Annotated in this window: 14 protein-coding genes and 1 pseudogene; 9 read left to right on the forward strand and 6 right to left on the reverse strand. The window is 59.2% G+C overall.

Annotation, left to right across the window (positions count from 1 at the left end; all coding sequences use genetic code 11):
- The 5 genes from GHO41_RS24530 to GHO41_RS24550 form a co-directional block, all read right to left on the reverse strand.
- Positions 1-156: NAD(P)-binding domain-containing protein (locus tag GHO41_RS24530; RefSeq protein WP_178126569.1), on the reverse strand; the 156-nt coding region annotated here is incomplete at its 3' end.
- On the reverse strand, positions 153-1,529 hold the full coding sequence (locus GHO41_RS24535) for an MFS transporter (RefSeq protein WP_153374426.1): 1,377 nt from the start codon (positions 1,527-1,529) through the stop codon (positions 153-155). The genes GHO41_RS24535 and GHO41_RS24530, both read right to left, overlap by 4 nt.
- A 140-nt stretch (positions 1,530-1,669) precedes the next feature.
- Entirely contained in the window at positions 1,670-2,641 is a 972-nt protein-coding gene (denD, locus tag GHO41_RS24540) for a D-erythronate dehydrogenase (RefSeq protein ID WP_153434878.1), read from the reverse strand.
- Positions 2,642-2,680: 39 nt separating this feature from the next.
- Positions 2,681-3,529 carry an ureidoglycolate lyase gene (locus GHO41_RS24545; RefSeq protein ID WP_153434879.1) on the reverse strand — a complete coding sequence of 283 codons (849 nt, stop codon included), beginning with the start codon at positions 3,527-3,529 and terminating at the stop codon, positions 2,681-2,683.
- 110 nt (positions 3,530-3,639) lie between these two features.
- A complete protein-coding gene (locus GHO41_RS24550; protein ID WP_153434880.1) occupies positions 3,640-4,380 on the reverse strand; it encodes an SDR family oxidoreductase in 741 nt (246 codons plus the stop codon).
- Between the two features lie 98 nt (positions 4,381-4,478).
- On the opposite strand from GHO41_RS24550, the gene GHO41_RS24555 reads away from it, so the two are divergent.
- Positions 4,479-5,435 carry a LysR family transcriptional regulator gene (locus GHO41_RS24555; RefSeq protein ID WP_048370713.1) on the forward strand — a complete coding sequence of 319 codons (957 nt, stop codon included), beginning with the start codon at positions 4,479-4,481 and terminating at the stop codon, positions 5,433-5,435.
- A 126-nt stretch (positions 5,436-5,561) separates the two neighbouring features.
- Complete coding sequence (locus GHO41_RS24560; protein WP_048370711.1) at positions 5,562-6,833, forward strand: MFS transporter; 1,272 nt, start codon at positions 5,562-5,564, stop codon at positions 6,831-6,833.
- A gap of 40 nt (positions 6,834-6,873) precedes the next feature.
- Here the strand turns inward: GHO41_RS24560 and GHO41_RS24565 are convergent, their stop codons facing one another.
- Positions 6,874-7,275 carry a VOC family protein gene (locus GHO41_RS24565; protein WP_153434881.1) on the reverse strand — a complete coding sequence of 134 codons (402 nt, stop codon included), beginning with the start codon at positions 7,273-7,275 and terminating at the stop codon, positions 6,874-6,876.
- 423 nt (positions 7,276-7,698) lie between these two features.
- Here GHO41_RS24565 and GHO41_RS24570 point away from each other — a divergent pair, with 423 nt between their 5' ends.
- From GHO41_RS24570 to GHO41_RS24600, 7 genes and pseudogenes are all read left to right on the forward strand, one after another.
- Positions 7,699-8,637 (forward strand): DMT family transporter, encoded by a 939-nt coding sequence (locus GHO41_RS24570; protein WP_153434882.1) that lies wholly within the window; start codon positions 7,699-7,701, stop codon positions 8,635-8,637.
- Between the two features lie 40 nt (positions 8,638-8,677).
- Entirely contained in the window at positions 8,678-8,974 is a 297-nt protein-coding gene (locus tag GHO41_RS24575; RefSeq protein ID WP_153434883.1) for a hypothetical protein, read from the forward strand.
- Between the two features lie 27 nt (positions 8,975-9,001).
- Entirely contained in the window at positions 9,002-9,733 is a 732-nt protein-coding gene (locus GHO41_RS24580; protein ID WP_153434884.1) for a hypothetical protein, read from the forward strand.
- 226 nt (positions 9,734-9,959) lie between these two features.
- Complete coding sequence (locus GHO41_RS24585; protein ID WP_371929028.1) at positions 9,960-11,096, forward strand: efflux RND transporter periplasmic adaptor subunit; 1,137 nt, start codon at positions 9,960-9,962, stop codon at positions 11,094-11,096.
- 10 nt (positions 11,097-11,106) lie between these two features.
- Positions 11,107-14,172 (forward strand): efflux RND transporter permease subunit, encoded by a 3,066-nt coding sequence (locus tag GHO41_RS24590; RefSeq protein WP_153434885.1) that lies wholly within the window; start codon positions 11,107-11,109, stop codon positions 14,170-14,172.
- 5 nt (positions 14,173-14,177) lie between these two features.
- The gene (locus tag GHO41_RS24595) at positions 14,178-17,306 is read left to right on the forward strand and encodes an efflux RND transporter permease subunit (protein WP_153434886.1); all 3,129 of its coding nucleotides are present in this window, start codon (positions 14,178-14,180) and stop codon (positions 17,304-17,306) included.
- A pseudogene (locus GHO41_RS24600) lies at positions 17,303-17,620 on the forward strand (RND transporter); the annotation flags it as partial. The gene GHO41_RS24595 and the pseudogene GHO41_RS24600, both read left to right, overlap by 4 nt.

The following is a 17,620-nucleotide window of genomic DNA, read 5'->3' on the forward strand; positions in this document are numbered from 1 at the left end:
GGTGGCAAACACCTCGGCGCCCTGGGCGGACAATTCCTCGGCCTTGGCCGCCGAGCGGTTCCAGGCCCGTACCGGGTAGCCGGCGTGCAACAGGTTGCGGGCCATGGGCTTGCCCATGATCCCGGTGCCAATAAACGCTACGGTTTGCAGGCTCATGCCTTGCCTCCTACGGTTGCAGAGGTTGCGCCGGCTGCGTTGCCCAGCGACACCTTGTTACGTGGCATCAACACCATGCCCAGACCACCGGCGCCGACCAGTGCGGCAATCACCAGGAAGCCCGGGGTGTAGCTGCCGGTCACGTTGAACAGGTAACCGGTCAGGTAAGGGCCAATAAAGCCGCTGAGGTTACCGATGGAGTTGATCAGGCCAATCCCGGCGGCAGCTCCAAGGCCGGTGAGCACTTGCCCGGGGACGGCCCAGAACACGTTGATCGCGCTGTAAACGCCCATGGCCAGCAGGATGAAGCCGATCACGATGATCCATGGCTGGTTCAGCCACAGCGCCACGGCGATGGACACAGCAGCGAGCATGGCGGCACCACCGGCGTGCCAGTGACGTTCTTGCAGGCGGTCCGAACGACGGCTCCACCAGATCATGGCAACAGCGGCCAAGGCGTAAGGGATAGCGGTGATCAGGCCGTTTTGCATCAGGCCGATTTCCAGCCCGAACGAGCCACGGAACGAGGCCAGTACGGTGGGCATAAAGAAGTTCATGGCGTTGGAGCCCGAGGTGATGCCGAAGTACACCAGCGCCAGCAGCCATACCTGACGGCTGGACAAGGCCTTGCGGATCATCTCCCATTTGCTCGGTTGAATGCCCACCACCAGCGGTTTGTTGCGCTCTTCATGCTCCAGGGTGTTGATCAGCCAGTTGCGCTGCTCATCGGTCAGCCAGTGGGCCTGACGCGGATGGTCGGTGAGGTAGAAGTAGCAGACCACGCCGAGAATTACCGCCGGTACAGCTTCGACGATGTACATCAAGCGCCAGCCGACGAAGCCCAGTGCGTCGCCCATTTCCATCAGGCCCACCGACAGTGGCGCGCCGATCACTTGTGCGATGGGTACGCCGAGGTAAAAGGTAGCGATCATGCGTGCCCGGTAGCGGCTCGGGAACCACAGCGACAGCAGGTAAATCACCCCCGGGAAGAACCCGGCTTCAGCGATGCCCAGCAGAAAGCGCAGTGAGACAAAGTGCACCGGCGTCTGCAAAAAGCCCATGGCCCCGGCGATGATGCCCCAGGTCACCATGATCCGGGCGATCCACACGCGGGCGCCGTAGCGGTGCAGCAAGACGTTGCTCGGCACTTCGAAAATGAAGTAACCGAGGAAGAAAATACCGGCACCCAGGCCATACAGGGTTTGGCTGATACCAATGTCGTCGTTCATGCGCAGGGCGGCGAAACCGACGTTGTTGCGGTCCAGAAAGGCGACCACAAACAGCAGGATCAGAAAGGGGATCATGCGCTTGGTGACGCGCTTGATCGTTTGTTGCTCGATGTCAGTGACATCCGGAAGCGGGGTGGTGGTCATTTCGCACGGCCTCATTTTTTTATTGTTGTTTGTGGGAGCGGGCTTGCTCGCGATCCAGGCGACGCGGTGTGGCAGTAGACCGAATCGATACCATCGCGAGCAAGCCCGCTCCCACAGGGGAGGTGTAGAGCGGCTGTCAGTTAGTGTGCAGTATCTTCTATGTGCGCACGCACGATGGCGTCGAAGTCCGGGTCGGCGGTAAAGCCCAGTGCACGGGCACGTGGGGCTTCTACCTTGCTTGGCCAGCTTTCGACAATACGCTGGATGGTTGCATCCGGCTCCCAGCGAATCAGTTGCGTGGCTTTGTCACCGGCCACCCGTTGCAGCGCCGCCACCATGTCGGCCACGGTGGTGGTCACGCCCGGCAGCGGGATGATGCGCTCGCCGCCCAGGGTCTGCGGCGACAGGGTCATGCCCAGCAGCATCGACTCGACAATGCGCCGTGGCGAGGTCAGGTACACGCGGGTGTCAGGGCGCACCGGGCACACGGCAGGCAGGCCCACCAGAGGCTCGCGGATGATCGAGCTAAAAAAGGTCGACGCGGCTTTGTTCGGTTTGCCGGGGCGCACGGCCACGGTCGGCAGGCGCAACACGCGGCCATCCACAAAGCCTTTACGGGCGTAGTCGGCCACCAGCAATTCACCGACGGCTTTTTGCATGCCATAGGACGATTGCGGGGTGAGCACGGTGTCGTCGTCCACCACCTCCGGCAGCTTGCCGCCGAACACCGCGAAGCCGCTGGCGTACACCAGACGCGGCGCGGTGCCTTGCTTGCGCAGGGTTTCGAGAAGCAGCATCAGGCCGTGCAAGTTCACCTGCATGCCCAAGTCAAAATCCGCCTCGGCGGCCGAGCTGACCACTGCCGCCAGGTGCCACACCAGGTCCACGCCATCGGTGACACGGGCGATCACTTCAGGGTCGGCGACATCGCCGGTCACCAGCTCGATGCGCGGGTCGCTGGGCACGTCTTCACCGGCAAAGGCGTCGAACAGCACAATGCGTTCGATGGTGCGCGGTGCTTCGCCTTCCAGCGTCAGGGTGTTCAAATCTGCCAGGCGTTGAGCCAGTTGCTTGCCGATAAAGCCGGTACCGCCAGTGATGAGGATGCGCATGTGTTGCTCCTGTTTCTTATAGTTGTTTGAGCGGTGTAATCAGTCGGCTTGCACCGTGCGTTGCTGCTGTTCGCCAAGCCCTTCGATGCCCAGACGCATCTGCTGGCCGGCGCGCAGGTACACCGGCGCAGGCTTGACCCCAAGGCCCACACCCGGCGGCGTGCCGGTAGAAATCACATCGCCCGGTTGCAGCGACATGCAGCGGCTCAGGTAGGCAATCAGCGCCGGGATCTGGAACACCATGGTGTTGGTATTGCCGTTCTGGTAGCGCTGTCCGTCGACCTCAAGCCACAGCTTGAGGTGGTGCGGGTCGCGGATTTCGTCACGGGTCACCAGCCATGGACCAATGGGGCCGAACGTGTCAAAACCCTTGCCTTTGTCCCAGGTGCCGCCGCGTTCGAGTTGCCATTCACGCTCGGACACATCGTTGATCACGCAGTAACCGGCGACGTGGTCCAGGGCATTGCTCTCGTCGATGTAGCGGCCGCCTTTGCCGATGACTACACCCAGCTCGACTTCCCAGTCAGTCTTGACCGAGCCGCGAGGGATTTCTACGTCATCATTGGGGCCGCAAATGGCGCTGGTCCACTTGTTGAAAACCACCGGCTCCGACGGCACGGCCAGCCCGGATTCAGCGGCGTGGTCGGCGTAGTTAAGCCCGATGCAAATGAACTTGCCGACCTGCCCGACGCAAGCGCCGATACGCGGCGAGCCGTTGACCAGCGGCAGGCTGGCCGGGTCGATTTTACTCAGGGCTTCAAGGCTTGCAGGCTCCAGTGCCTTGCCTGCGACATCGGCGATGTGCGCCGACAAATCACGGATATTGCCTTGGGCATCGAGCAGACCGGGTTTTTCCTGACCTTTTTCGCCGTAGCGCAGCAGTTTCATAAAAGCTCCTGTATCGAATTAAAAACCTGACCTTCTGTAGGAGCGAGCTTGCCTCGCGATCTTTTGATCTTCTAAAAGATCGCGAGGCAAGCTCGCTCCTGCATGGAGGGTTAAACGCTCATCCCGCCATCAATAATCTGCGTGGTGCCGGTGGTGTAGCTGCTGGCGTCGCTGGCCAGGTACAGCACCAACTGGGCGATTTCTTCGGCGCTGCCGATGCGGCCCATGGGCTGGCGAGCCACGAATGCCTGATACACCTCAGCCTCCGAACGCCCTTGCTCACGGGCCTGTTCGGCGATGCGCTGGCGCAGCGAAGGTGAATCTACCGTGCCTGGGCATATGGCGTTACAACGAATCCCTTGACTGATGTAATCGGTCGCCACCGATTTGGTCAAGCCAATCACCGCCGCTTTGCTGGCGGTGTAGGCAAAACGGTTCGGTACGCCCTTCACGCTGGACGCCACCGAGGCCATGTTGATGATCGAGCCGCCACCGTTTTCCAGCATGCCCGGCAAGAAGGCACGGATCATCCGGTACATGGCGGTAACGTTGAGGTCGAAAGAGAATTGCCAGGCGCTGTCGTCGCACTCCAGCAGCGCGCCGCTGTGCACGTAGCCTGCGCAGTTGAACAGCACGTCGAGGGTGCCGACTTGCTGGCGAATGGCATCGATGGCTGCCGGTTGCGTGACGTCCAGCGATAACGCCTGAATACCCGCAATATCGTGCAAGGCATCGACGTTCAAGTCGGTGGCGATGACCGTGGCGCCTGCATCGCGCAAGGCCAGTACCGAGGCGCGACCAATGCCGTTTGCCGCCGCGGTAATCAAAACGCGTTTGTTGGCGAGGTTCATGAGTGCTGATCCATTGTTCTTATGGGGCCAACACTAATGTTGCGCTGCGATAATCGCCAATGAGATATTCTCAAGCCTTAATAACGGGAGGTTATCGGATGGCGGATGTCGCGTTCAATCAACTGTGCAACTGGTTACGGTTCCGCCATTTGGTGCTGATCGACACCCTGGCGCGCACGCAAAACATGCACGCCACGGCCCAGGAAATGAACATCAGCCAGCCGGCGGTGAGCAAGATGCTGCGCGAGATCGAGCACCAATTGGGCTTTGATGTGTTCCAGCGTTTGCCGCGCAGCATGTCGCTGACTGACCTTGGCAGTCACGTGGCGCGCTTTGCGCAAATCGCCCTCAATGACACCCAGCAGTTTGTGGTCCAGATCAACCATCTGCGCCAGGGCGGGCATGGCTTTTTGAAAGTCGGCACCATCTACGCGGCCGCAGCGGTGGCAGTGCCCGCGGCGATTGTCGAGGTCAAGCAACAATGGCCCTTGCTCACGATCGAAGTGCTTGAGGGCACCAGCGCTAACATGCTGACCATGCTCGAACACAAGGAACTGGACCTGGTGGTGGCGCGCTTCACCCTCGACCGGCACCGTGAATTGTTCGATTTTCAGCCGTTGGCCCCTGAGCCGCTGTGTCTGGTCACGGGCAGCCAGCACCCGTTGGCGGGCGCCAGCGAAACCCCGCTGACCGACCTCGGCAGTTGGCCCTGGGTGGTCTACCCGACGGGCACGCCGATGCGCGCGCGGCTGGAGCGGGCGTTTATCGAAGCCAACATGCAAACCCCGGAAAACACCGTCGAAACCGTGTCGCTGCAAACCACCATGCAATTGCTGCAAACCGCCCCTGTGGTTGCGATGCTGGCCGAGTCCATGGCCGAACCGGAAATCCAGGCCGGGCGCCTGACCCGTCTGGCGTTGCCGTTTCCGCTGGTGCTGGCCGACTACGGCATCATCACCCGGCGCAACGAACCGCCGAGCTGGTCGATGCAAGCCTTTATCGACGCGTTGTTGAGCGGCCCCGATGCCGTGCGCGGAGCCCGCCAGACGCCTTGATAACGCGGGGTTATTAACCGATGGGATCTTGTGATTGGGCAGCGCGCAGGTGGGCATTTAGAGTGCAAGTCGCCCACCCGCCGATGTGTTGCGCGGGTAGGGCGCCACCGCTCACTAGAGGCGCGTATGAAAACAATAAAAAGCTACAAAACGCTGACGATTTTTTTCCTGTTCATGATTGGAGTCGTCAACTACCTCGATCGCAGTGCCCTGTCCATCGCCAACACCACCATCCAGAAAGACCTGGCCATCAGCCCCATGCAAATGGGCGTCATGCTCTCAGCCTTCTCCATCGCTTACGCCTTTTCGCAATTACCCCTCGGCGCGCTGATCGACAAGCTCGGCAGCAAACTCGCCCTGGGCGGTTCGCTGGTGGTGTGGTCGGTGGCGCAAGCGGCCTTTGGCCTGTTCAGCAGCTACGGCCATCTGGTAGGCCTGCGGGTGTTGCTGGGCATCGGCGAAGCGCCGGTGTTCCCTTCGGCAGCCAAGGCCTTGTCCGAATGGTTCGACACCCAAGAGCGCGGCACGGCCACCGGCTGGGTGTGGTCCTCGACCTGCATCGGCCCGTGCCTGGCGCCACCCTTGCTGACGTTGTTCATGGTCCATCTGGGCTGGCGCGGCATGTTTATCCTCACTGGGGTCATCGGTTTGGTGCTGGCGCTGTGCTGGTTCAAATTCTACAAAAGCAAAGCCGAATACATGGCCGCCACCGGCCGTGCAGAGCCGGTGGCGGTGCAACAGAAAGCGGCGCCGAAACTGCGCTGGACCGCATTGTTCAAAGAGCGCAACACCTGGGGCGCGTTTCTCGGCTTTATGGGCGTGATCTACATGATCTGGCTTAACCTGACCTGGCTGCCGGGCTACTTTGAGCGCGAACACGGCCTGGACCTGTACCGCACCGCCTGGGTGGTGTCGCTGGCCTACCTGTTTGGCGCATTGGGCACCATCGTGGCCGGGCGTTGCTGCGACAAACTGGTGGCGCGCGGCATGCGCGTGTTGGCCAGCCGCAAACTGATGGTCATCCTCGGGTTGCTCGGCGGGGCGCTGTTCACCCTGATCGTGGCCTTCACCACCAACGTCGTCGCGTGCGTAGTGCTGCTGTGCCTGACCATGTTCTTCATCAACATCTCCAGCGCCACCGCGTGGATGATCGTCAACACCATCGTGCCGTCTGAGCGAGTCGCCTCGTTTGGTTCGATCCAGAACTTTGGCGGCTACCTGGCGGGCTCCATCGCACCGATCCTCACGGGTTTTAGCGTGCAACAAAGCGGCTCGTTCTCATCGGCCTTCATCATCAGCGCGGTCGTCGCCCTGTGCTCGGCGTTTGCCTACTTTGCACTGCTCAAAGAACCTTCAGCGCCGGTGACCAATATGAAAGCTACAGCGGCCACGGCGTAGCTCAGCGGCGCAGGGGTGCCCGACGAGGAGGGTGATTGCTCTATCGAACCAGGCCTTCGGCGTGGACAAAGCAGAGTTTGTTGCCCTCGGGATCGCGACAGTACGCACCAAAAAAATCGGCTGAGTACTGAGGTCGCAACCCCGGCGCTCCCTCATCCGTGCCCCCTGAAGTGGTTGCCGCTTGCCAGGCAGCTCTTACCTGGTTTTGCGAGCTTGCTGCAAAGCTGACCTGTACGCCGTTACCCGACGTTGCGGGTAATCCGTTAAAAGGCAATTGCACGAAAAACTGTGGCCAGCTCTGACCGGGCAAGTGCCAGCCCGCACCGGCGGGGCCGTCATCATGATCAGTCATACGTTCTAATCCCAAAGGCGTAAGTACGGCATCGTAAAAAGCAATCATGGCGTCGAGGTCTCGTGCGCCAATCTGAATGTGACTGAACATGGTTTCCCCTTGTGTAGGATTTTTTGATTAGCGTCCGGCCACATTTTTTTATGTGGTTAAACGGATGCTAACTTTTGCGCCGCGAGTTTTCCATCGGCCTCAGTACCGAAGGGCGCACCTATATGTCCTACAAATAGTCCTACATATAATACTCATTGAAATTTATCGAATTAATTAGGCCGTCAGCTCTGCCATGGGCTTGCCAGTGAGTTACGACAGAAGTGGCCTGATTATGAGGGTGGTTACGGTATTGACACGCGTTAATCTTGCACAAAAGGTGGCTCAAATATCCACGCTTGTTTCTGGGCTTGGGTAAGGCTCTATGGTCTCGTGTCGGGCGAAAAGGGAAGCGTAATAATTTTGATGTGTGGGTAGTAGTAACTCGGAAAGCTTATTTATTTAAAATGAGGCAAGGCGAAATTAATGGCACCCAAGAAAATAAGTCGTGCTTCACTCGGTATAGCTTCGGCCACCATGGCTGCAATGTGTTGGGGGGGCGCGTTAGTTATGTCAAAGGGTGCGCTGGGAAGTTTCTATCCTGTCACGTTACTGATTATTCAGTTGATGGCAAGTGTGACGTTTCTTTGGTGCGTAGTAGCGTTCAGAAAAGCCTCCGCCCCTACGGCTAACGTGTTGGTCAAATTAAGTTTTTTAGGCTTGCTTGAGCCGTGTTTGACATATGTCTTGGTGCTGATTGGTTTGACTTTTACGGGAGCGTCAGAGGCCTCGTTATTACAATCGTTGGAGTCAATAATGATTGTGCTTCTGGCGATGCTTCTCTTGAAGGAAATACCGTCGATAAATTTTATAGTACTGTCAGCAATGATATTGGTAGGGTTGTTCTTTGCGTTAGATATACACGGCGGGAACGTCAAAGAAGGCTGGTTTGGCGCAAGCCTGATTTCATTGGGTATGCTGTCTGCTGCGTTCTATGTTGTTCTGTCCTCTCGCATCGCGAAAGAGCAGGATTTTTTTTATATAGTGGCTTGTCAGCAGACTCTTGCATTGGTGGCTTCTATTTTGATGTTACCGTTGGAGTGGACTATTTACCCCGAAAGTAAAGCGTTCGCGGCATTGCCGGGTTCTTTGGAAGTATGGGGGTTAGCGCTAGTGTCGGGGATTGTGCAGTATGCTCTCGCTTTCTCTTTTTATATTTATTCATTGAAATACATTCGTGCCGGCTTGGCGGGTATGTTTTTAAACCTTGTTCCTGTCATTGGTGTTGTTGGTGCTGTTGTTTTTTTGGGAGAAATACTTTCACTTTTACAAGTAGGAGGTGCCGCACTGACGATAATTGCGCTGGTGTTGATCGCTAAAAATGCTGCTTCAGAAAACACGTTGAAGGATTACATAAAAAAATAGTCATATAAGACTAGCTGATATTCAGTTAGGGAGGTGTCAAATGGATGTAACGTTGCTTTTATCCAAATTGCCTGATCTATCCTGTGAGAGAAATTCTTATGGGGAGGATCTGGATATCGTAAATAAAGCGCTGCTGGGAGAATCAGACAAGGAAAAGAAAAAAGAAATTATATTGAGTTGGATCAAGCGAAAGCAGCCTTGTATGTTGGGCAGGTTAGCCTCTACAGGAAAGCAGAATATTCAGCTAAGTGTCTATGTTGTTGATGATAATGATATTGCGTTAGGGCAGGAGCATCTTAAAACATACCTTCAAGCTTGTCGTCTGGAATGGAAGTAAGCGTGTTCCAAAGGAAAGAGCGATGCTGTGTTGTACTTTTTTAATATCGGAAAGCTGATTGATCTGCCTCCTTCAGATAGCTTGGTTGAGGTGTTTAAGGGGTTTTCTAATCTGATATTTAACGAGTATGCTCCTGTTAATACAGATGTTATCTATACGGAGGCAGCACCATTGATACAGGATGGTAAGTTGTTTTTGTATAAGGCGGGTATTAATTTTTTTCATACGACGGCGCATCATACGGCTAATCATGATCGCAGAGTGCCCGGTGGGGCAATTATTTCAATAAATTCAGTAGGGCATTATGCGAATAATATGGTTAATCAAGGTTTTGCAAATGATCTGGATGAGGCAGTTAAAAATATTCAGCGACTGGCATGGCAGTCCATAGGGAACGGTGGTATCAGCCTTAAGAGTAACAAGTCAACTAGCTGGCATAATATTGATCCGGCAAATACATGTCCTCACCTTTCGAGGCCTTCTACTGTGCCAGAGGGTTTTTCTGAGAAAAAGTATTCGGCTAACTATCATACGGACGTACTGATTCCAGATCTGTTAACGAGAAAAGTTACTGATGTTGATGATCCTGCAATCGAAAAGTGGAAGTGGCTGACAATTGAGTATTTCACTACGATGCAGTATGAGCTTGGCTCCATCGATTTTGGTATGTTTCACGGTTATCCCGTCGATCACGAAGCTATCAATTTCAATCCATTTCCTCCAATTAGAGGAGTGAACTCACCGAAACTCATCTATTGAAGGCTAAGCGAGCATCTCTGTCACTCGCGCAGAGGCCGAGGATGGAGGATTCCAGCAGCACCCAATGTCCCGACAGTGCACCAACAGCCAAAACCACTGCATAAACATCGCAGATTCAGCGTCCTGTCAGGGCTGTGTAAAACCTTTGTAAGCTGTCACCGAATTTAATTTCACGCGTCGCCGCTTCGATACTCTGAACTCAGCCTTCTTTTGGTGAGTGACGCGTGTGAACACGAGCAGACGACACACTTTTATCTGGGCGCTCAGCGCGCTGGTTGTGCTGGCCGTTGCTTGGGCGCTGTATGCCCATTGGCCCTCCATGGCGCACAAAGACCGCCCCATGGGCATGGGCGGGCGGGCCGAGCCGGTGGCGGCGGTGGCGGTGGTGCCGCAGGATGTGCCGGTGTATATCGATGCCCTCGGCACGGTCACGCCCACGCAGAGCGTGACGGTGATCACCCAGGTCGATGGCATTCTGGCCTCGGTCGACTTCAAGGAAGGCCAGCAGGTGCGCAAAGGGCAGGTGATCGCCCGCATCGACGACCGCGCGCTGAAGGCGCAACTGGCTCAAGCCCAGGGCGTTCTGGCTCACGATCAGGCGGTGTTAAGCAACGCCCAGCGTGACTTGGCGCGCTACCGCGAGTTGATCAAGGTCGGTTCCATCAGCCAACAAACCCTCGATACGCAAATCTCTACAGTGGCGCAGCAACTGGGCACGGTGGCCGCCGATCAGGGCAGTGTGCAAAACCTTGAGGTGCAGTTGAGTTATTGCACCATCACTTCGCCGGTGGACGGGATTGTCGGGTTGCGCCAGGTTGACCCCGGCAACTATGTAACCACTGCCAGCACCTTCGCGATTGCGGTGATCACGCAGATGAACCCGGCCACGGTGGTGTTTGCCGTGCCCGAGGACTACCTGGGGGCGATCAATCAGGCCAGGGCGGCAGGCGTTGTCAGCGTTCTGGCCTATGACCGCAACAAGCAAAACCTGTTGGCCAGCGGGCAGTTGCTGGCGCTGGATAACCAGGTCGACACCAGCACCGGCACGATCAAGGTCAAGGCGCAGTTCGATGACGCAGACCATGTGCTGTTCCCCAATCAGTTCGTCAATGCGCGGCTCAAGGCGAAGATGCTGGATCAAGTGCCGGTGGTGCCGACCCGGGCCATTCAACACGGCAGCCAGGGCGACTTCGTGTTTGTGGTGGCGGGCAGCAAGGCCAGCCTGCGCAACGTCAAGTCCGGCCCAAGCGTGGGCGATGTCACCGCGATTCTCGACGCTTCGGTCAAGCCGGGTGAGCAGGTGATCACGGAAGGTGCAGACAAGCTCGACAACGGCTCGGCCATTAAAGTAGTCGCACAGTGAGGCGCCGCAGATGAACGTCTCTCGCCCCTTTATCGAACGCCCGGTGGCCACGTGTTTGTTGATGGTCGCGATCTTATTGCTGGGGATTCTGGGCTACCGCCTGCTCTCGGTGTCGGCCTTACCGGAGGTCGATTACCCGACCATTCAGGTGTTTACCCAATACCCCGGCGCCAGCCCCGAGGTGATCAGTTCGTCGATTACCGCGCCGCTTGAACGCCAGTTGGGCGAGATGCCTGGCCTCAAGTCCATGGGTTCTACCAGCTCCGATGGCGCCTCGGTGGAGACCTTGCAGTTTGATCTGGCGCTGTCGCTGGATGTGGCTGAGCAAGAGGTGCAGGCCGCGATCAACGCCGCCGGCACGTTCTTGCCCGCCAACCTGCCGTACCCGCCGGTGTACAGCAAGGTCAACCCGGCCGATGCGCCGGTGCTGACCCTGTCACTGACCTCGGACGTACTGCCGCTGACCAAAATCGAAGACCTGGCCGACACCCGGCTGGCGCAGAAAATCTCGCAGATCAGCGGCGTCGGTCTGGTCACCATCAGCGGCGGCCAGCGCCCGGCGGTGCGGGTCGAGGCCAATACCTCGGCGCTGAATAACCTCGGGTTGTCGCTGGATGATCTGCGCACCTCCCTGGGCACCGCCAACGTCAACCAGGCCAAGGGCAGCATCGACGGCAAGTTCCAGGCGTATTCCATTGGTGCCAACGACCAGTTGCAATCGGCCGAGGAATACCGCGATTTGGTGATCGCCTATAAAAACGGTGCCGCGATCCGTCTGTCACACATTGCCACCTCGACCCAAGGCCCGGAGAACCCGCGTCAGGCCGCCTGGACCAACGAAACCCCGTCGATTGTGCTGAGTATCCAGCGCCAGCCGGGGGCCAACGTGATTGATGTGGTCGACCGCGTGCAACATTTGCTGCCCACGCTGCGCGCCAGTTTGCCGGGCACGCTCAAGGTGGCGGTGCTCACCGACCGGACCCAGACCATTCGCGCCTCGGTCACCGACGTGCAGTACGAACTGGCGGTTGCCGTGGTGCTGGTGGTGCTGGTGATCTTCCTGTTTTTGCGCAATGTCGCGGCCACCCTTATTCCCGCCGTGACCGTGCCCTTGACCCTGCTCGGCACCCTGGCGGTGGCCTATGCGCTGGGTTTTTCGCTGAATAACCTGACCTTGATGGCGCTGACCATTGCCATCGGTTTTGTGGTCGATGATGCCATTGTCATGGTCGAAAACATCAGCCGTTACCTGGAGGAGGGGGATACGCCGTTGCAGGCCGCGCTCAAAGGCTCGGCGCAAATAGGCTTCACCATCATTTCGCTGTCGTTGGCGCTGATTGCGGTGATGATCCCGCTGTTGTTCATGGGCGACGTAGTGGGGCGGCTGTTCCGCGAATTCGCCATGACCGTGGCCGTGACCATCGTGATGTCGGCGGCGATTACCCTGACCCTGACGCCGATGATGTGCGCGCGCATGCTCAAGGCGCACCCGCAGGAGCGCCGCGAAGACTTTTTTGATCGCATCAACCAGCACTATGTGCGCGGCCTGAACTGGGTGTTGGCGCACCGCACCCTGGCGCTGCTGTCGGTGGCGTTCACCGCCGTGCTCACGGTGCTGACGCTGACGGTCATGCCCAAGGGCTTTTTCCCTGATCAGGACACCGGGCTGATTCAGGGGATTTCCCAGGCCTCGCCGACTATTTCGTTCCAGCAGATGCAGGTCGAGCAACAGCGCCTGGCCTCGCGCATTTTGCGCGACCCGGCGGTGCAGAGCCTGTCGTCGTTTGTCGGTATCGACCAGACCAACCCGACCCTCAATCAGGGCAATCTGCTGATCAACCTCAAGCCGCGTGACCAGCGCGACAGCGCCAGCACGGTGATCCGGCGTCTGGCCGATGCCAATGCCGACGACGCCGGGATCCGCCTGTACCTGCACTCGGTGCAAGACCTGACCCTGGACGCCAGCGTGGCCACCACCAGTTACCGCCTCGGCCTGCAGGCCACCGACCCGCAGGTGTTGCAGGAGTGGACCGGCAAGCTGATGGCGGCGATCAAGCAAGACCCGACCTTCACCGATGTGCAAAGCCAGGCGATGCAGTTTGGCAATCAGATCCAGCTCACGTTTGACCGCGCCACCGCTTCGCGTCTGGGCATTACCCCGCAGGCGATTGACGACGTGCTCTATGACGCTTTCGGCCAGCGTCAGGTGTCGACCATTTACACCCAGCTCAACCAGTACCACGTGGTGATGGCCACCGACCATCCGCCGAAGAACCTCGCGGATTTGCTCACCGGGCTCTACGTCGACATCCCCGGCGGCGGGGTGGCGCCGCTGTCGAGCATGGCGACGATGCAGGTGGTGCAGACGCCGCTGACGATCAACCGGCTGGGGCAGTTCGCGTATGCCGACATCTCGTTCAACCTGGCGCCTGGCCAAACCCTGGGCACGGCCCTGACCCGGCTCAAGACCATCGAGCAGCAGGTGGCGATGCCGGCCTCGGTGCAAGTGTCGTTGCAGGGCGCGGCGGCGACGTTTGAGGCGTCGTTGGCCAATCAGGCGGTGCTGGTGCTGGCGGCGATTGTGGTGGTGTACCTGATGCTGGGCATGCTCTACGAGAGCTTCGTGCACCCGATCACCATTCTCTCCACCTTGCTCTCGGCGGCGCTGGGGGCGTTGCTGGCGCTGCTGGTCACCGGCACCCAGTTCGACATCATCGGCCTGATCGGCATCGTGCTGCTGATCGGTATCGTGATGAAAAACGGCATCATGATGGTCGACTTCGCCCTGGACCTTGAGCGACGAGAAGGCTTGAGCCCGGTGCAGGCGATCAAGCAGGCGGCGGCCTTGCGCTTTCGGCCGATTCTGATGACCAGCATGGCCTCGCTGTTCGGCGCCGTGCCGTTGGCGCTGGGCACCGGCATTGGCTCTGAACTGCGCCATCCGTTGGGGATCGCGATCATTGGCGGGCTGCTGCTCAGCCAGTTGCTGACGCTGTTTTCGACCCCGGTAATCTTCCTCGCGATGCATGACCTCGGGCAGCGCCTGAAGGGTCGCCGCGCAGCCAGGGCGGATTGATCGCGATGAACCTCAGTGCGCCGTTTATCCAACGTCCCATCGCCACCACCTTGCTGGCTGTCGGGCTCGCGCTGTTTGGCGTGCTGGCGTTCAACCTGCTGCCGGTGGCGCCGCTGCCGGAGGTGGATTTCCCCACCATCAGCGTCAGCGCCAAGTTGCCGGGGGCCGACCCGCACACCGTCGCCACCTCGGTGGCCACGCCGCTGGAACGTCAGTTCGGGCAGATCGCCGGGGTCACGCAAATGACCTCGTCGAGCAGTCTGGGCACGACCCGGATCAACTTGCAGTTCGACCTTAATCGCGACATCGACGGCGCCGCCCGCGATGTGCAGGCGGCAATCAATGCCGCGCGCAGCAACTTGCCCAGCGACTTGTCGGGCAATCCGACCTACCGCAAGGTCAACCCGGCTGACTCGCCGATCATGGTCATCAGCCTGACCTCGGACGCGGCCACGCCGGGGCACATGTACGACGTGGCCTCAACTCTGCTCGAACAAAAGCTCCTGCAAACCAGCGGCGTGGGCGATGTGACGGTGGGCGGCGGGGCCTTGCCGGCGGTGCGGGTCGAACTCAACCCGGACCGCCTCAACCATTACGGCGTGAGCCTTGAACAGGTGCGCGAGGTGATCGCCGCATCTAACGTCAACCTGCCCAAAGGCACGATTGATATCGGCGCACAGGGCAATGTGATTGCCGCCAATGACCAGCTCTATAATGCGCCGGACTACGGCGCGCTGGTGGTCAAGCAGAACAATGGCGACCTGGTGCGCATCAGCGACCTGGGTTACGTGCGCGAAGACGTAGAAGACCTGCGCAACTATGGCTTGTACAACGGCCAACCGTCGGTGCTGCTGGTGATCTTCAAGCAGCCGGGGGCCAACGTGATCGAGACGGTGGACGCGGTCAAGGCCGAGCTGCCGTTTCTGCAAGCGTCGATTCCGGCCTCGATCAAACTGAATATTTTGATGGACCGCACCACCACCATTCGCGCCTCGTTGCGCGACGTAGAAATCAGCCTGATTGCCTCGATTTTGCTGGTGACGCTGGTCACGTTTGCGTTTTTCCGTGATTGGCGCAGCACCCTGGTGCCGGCCATTGTCGTGCCGCTGTCGCTGCTCGGCACCTTTGGCGTCATGTACTTCATGGGCTACAGCCTCAACAACCTGTCGTTGATGGCGTTGACCATTGCCACCGGGTTTGTGGTCGATGACGCGATTGTGGTGGTGGAAAACATCATGCGCCATCTGGAGCGCGGTGAATCGCGGGTGCAGGCGGCGCTGGCCGGTGCCCGGGAGGTGGGCTTTACCGTGCTGACCATCAGCGTGTCGCTGGTGGCGGTGTTTATTCCGCTGCTGCTGATGGGCGGGATTGTCGGGCGTTTGTTTCGTGAGTTCTCGGTCACCTTGTCGGTGTCGATTGCGATGTCGATGCTGGTGTCGCTGACCATCACGCCGATGCTGGCGGCGGTGTTTTTACGTGCCCCGGCAACCGCCCAACACCCGGAAGCGGCGCCGGACTCGCGTTTTCATCGCTTCTACGACCGCACCCTCGGCTGGGTGATCAACCACACCTTGCTGATGGGTCTGGTGACGGTGCTGGTGATCGTGCTGGCCGGGGTGCTGTACGTGCGGGTGCCCAAGGGCTTTTTCCCGCAAGAAGACACCGGGCGCCTGAACGGCAGCATCATGGCCTCGCAAAGCATCTCGTATGGCGCCATGCAGCAGGACTTTCTGGCGATCAACCGTAAAGTCTTGCTCAACCCCAACGTGGAAGCGGTCGGCGGTTTTATCGGCGGCGCGGGCGGCGGGGGCGGTTCGGTGAACACCGGGCAGATGTTTATCTCGCTCAAGCCCTTGAGTGAGCGCAAGGCCAGCGCCGACCAGATCATCGCCCAGATCCGCAAAACCCTGGGCGACATGCCGGGCACCCGGTTGTTCCTGCAATCGGTGCAGGACATCACCGTGGGCGGGCGCCAGAGCGCCGCGCAGTACCAATACACGCTGACTGCCGACGACCAGAGCAGCCTCGATGTGTGGGTGCCCAAAGTGCTGGCGGCGCTGCATAAACTCCCGCAGCTCAAAGACCTCAATACCGACCAGCAAGACAACAGCCTTGCGGCCAATGTGGCGGTCAACCGCGACAAAGCGGCGCGGCTCGGGGTCAGCATGTCAGCGATTGACCAGACCCTGTACGACGCCTTTGGCCAGCGCCAGGTGTCGACCCTTTACCGCGCCGCCAACCAGTACCACGTGGTCATGGAAGTCGCCCCCGAATACTGGGCCGACCCGTCGGCGCTCACGTCGATTTACCTGCCGCAAGGTGCCTCGACAGCCAGCAAAACCAACACCGCGCCGAACCTGGCGAGCAACGCCAACGCGACGTTGATCCCGTTGTCTGCTGTGGCGCAGCAGTCGGTGGCGCGCACGGCGATTTCCATCAGCCATCAAGGTACCTTCCCGGCGGTGACGGTGTCTTTCAACCTGGCCCCCGGCGTGTCCATCGGCCAGGCCACCACGCTGGTGGATGACGCGGTGGCGCAACTGCGCATGCCGGCCAGTGTGGTCGGGCACTTTGCCGGGACAGCGCAGGTGTTTCAGTCGTCGGTGTCCAGCGAGCCTTGGCTGATATTGGCGGCGATTGTCTCGGTGTACATCGTGCTCGGCATGCTCTACGAAAACCTGATCCACCCGTTGACCATCCTCTCGACCTTGCCGTCGGCCGGGGTAGGGGCGCTGATTGCCTTGCTGATGACCGGCACCGAGCTGTCGATCATTGCGCTGGTGGGGGTGATTTTGCTGATCGGCATCGTCAAGAAAAACGCGATCATGATGATCGACTTCGCCATTACCGAAGGCAAAGCGCTGGGCCTCAGCCCGCAACAAGCGATCCGCCGCGCCTGCCTGATTCGCTTTCGGCCGATCATGATGACCACCCTGGCGGCAATGCTCGGCGCCTTGCCGCTGGTGCTGGGCACCGGCTACGGCTCGGAATTGCGCCGCCCGCTGGGTATTTCCATCATGGGCGGGTTGCTCTTCAGCCAAGTGCTGACGCTGTACACCACGCCCGTGATTTACCTCTGGCTGGACCGCCTGTCGCAACGTCTGCGCCGGGCGCCCAAGGAGACCACCCGATGAACCTCAAACCGCTGCTGCTGGCCATGACCCTTAGCCTGACCCTGGCCGGTTGCATGGTCGGGCCGGACTATCAAAATCCGGCCATGCAATTACCCATGGGCTTCAAAGAGGGCACGCAGTGGCAACGGGCTGTGGCCAACCCCCAAGGCGCGCTGAACAGCCAATGGTGGCTGGCCTATAACGACCCGGTGCTGACGCAATTGATCCAGCGCTCGGCCACGGCCAACCAGTCGATTGTTGCCGCCGAGGCGGCGTATCGCGGCGCGCAGGCGCAAGTGTCATCGAGCCGCGCCGGTTTGTGGCCAACCCTGGGC

The organism is Pseudomonas sp. FSL R10-0399 (genome assembly GCF_009600165.1).
Classification (GTDB): domain Bacteria; phylum Pseudomonadota; class Gammaproteobacteria; order Pseudomonadales; family Pseudomonadaceae; genus Aquipseudomonas; species Aquipseudomonas helleri.

What these genes read in the sequence shown, in the direction of transcription:
- GHO41_RS24535 (WP_153374426.1), bottom strand. Translation starts at nt 1,529, where the DNA reads ATGACCACCACCCCGCTTCCGGATGTCACTGACATCGAGCAACAAACG.
- denD (WP_153434878.1), bottom strand. Translation starts at nt 2,641, where the DNA reads ATGCGCATCCTCATCACTGGCGGTACCGGCTTTATCGGCAAGCAACTG.
- GHO41_RS24545 (WP_153434879.1), bottom strand. Translation starts at nt 3,529, where the DNA reads ATGAAACTGCTGCGCTACGGCGAAAAAGGTCAGGAAAAACCCGGTCTG.
- GHO41_RS24550 (WP_153434880.1), bottom strand. Translation starts at nt 4,380, where the DNA reads ATGAACCTCGCCAACAAACGCGTTTTGATTACCGCGGCGGCAAACGGC.
- GHO41_RS24555 (WP_048370713.1), top strand. Translation starts at nt 4,479, where the DNA reads ATGGCGGATGTCGCGTTCAATCAACTGTGCAACTGGTTACGGTTCCGC.
- GHO41_RS24560 (WP_048370711.1), top strand. Translation starts at nt 5,562, where the DNA reads ATGAAAACAATAAAAAGCTACAAAACGCTGACGATTTTTTTCCTGTTC.
- GHO41_RS24565 (WP_153434881.1), bottom strand. Translation starts at nt 7,275, where the DNA reads ATGTTCAGTCACATTCAGATTGGCGCACGAGACCTCGACGCCATGATT.
- GHO41_RS24570 (WP_153434882.1), top strand. Translation starts at nt 7,699, where the DNA reads ATGGCACCCAAGAAAATAAGTCGTGCTTCACTCGGTATAGCTTCGGCC.
- GHO41_RS24575 (WP_153434883.1), top strand. Translation starts at nt 8,678, where the DNA reads ATGGATGTAACGTTGCTTTTATCCAAATTGCCTGATCTATCCTGTGAG.
- GHO41_RS24590 (WP_153434885.1), top strand. Translation starts at nt 11,107, where the DNA reads ATGAACGTCTCTCGCCCCTTTATCGAACGCCCGGTGGCCACGTGTTTG.
- GHO41_RS24595 (WP_153434886.1), top strand. Translation starts at nt 14,178, where the DNA reads ATGAACCTCAGTGCGCCGTTTATCCAACGTCCCATCGCCACCACCTTG.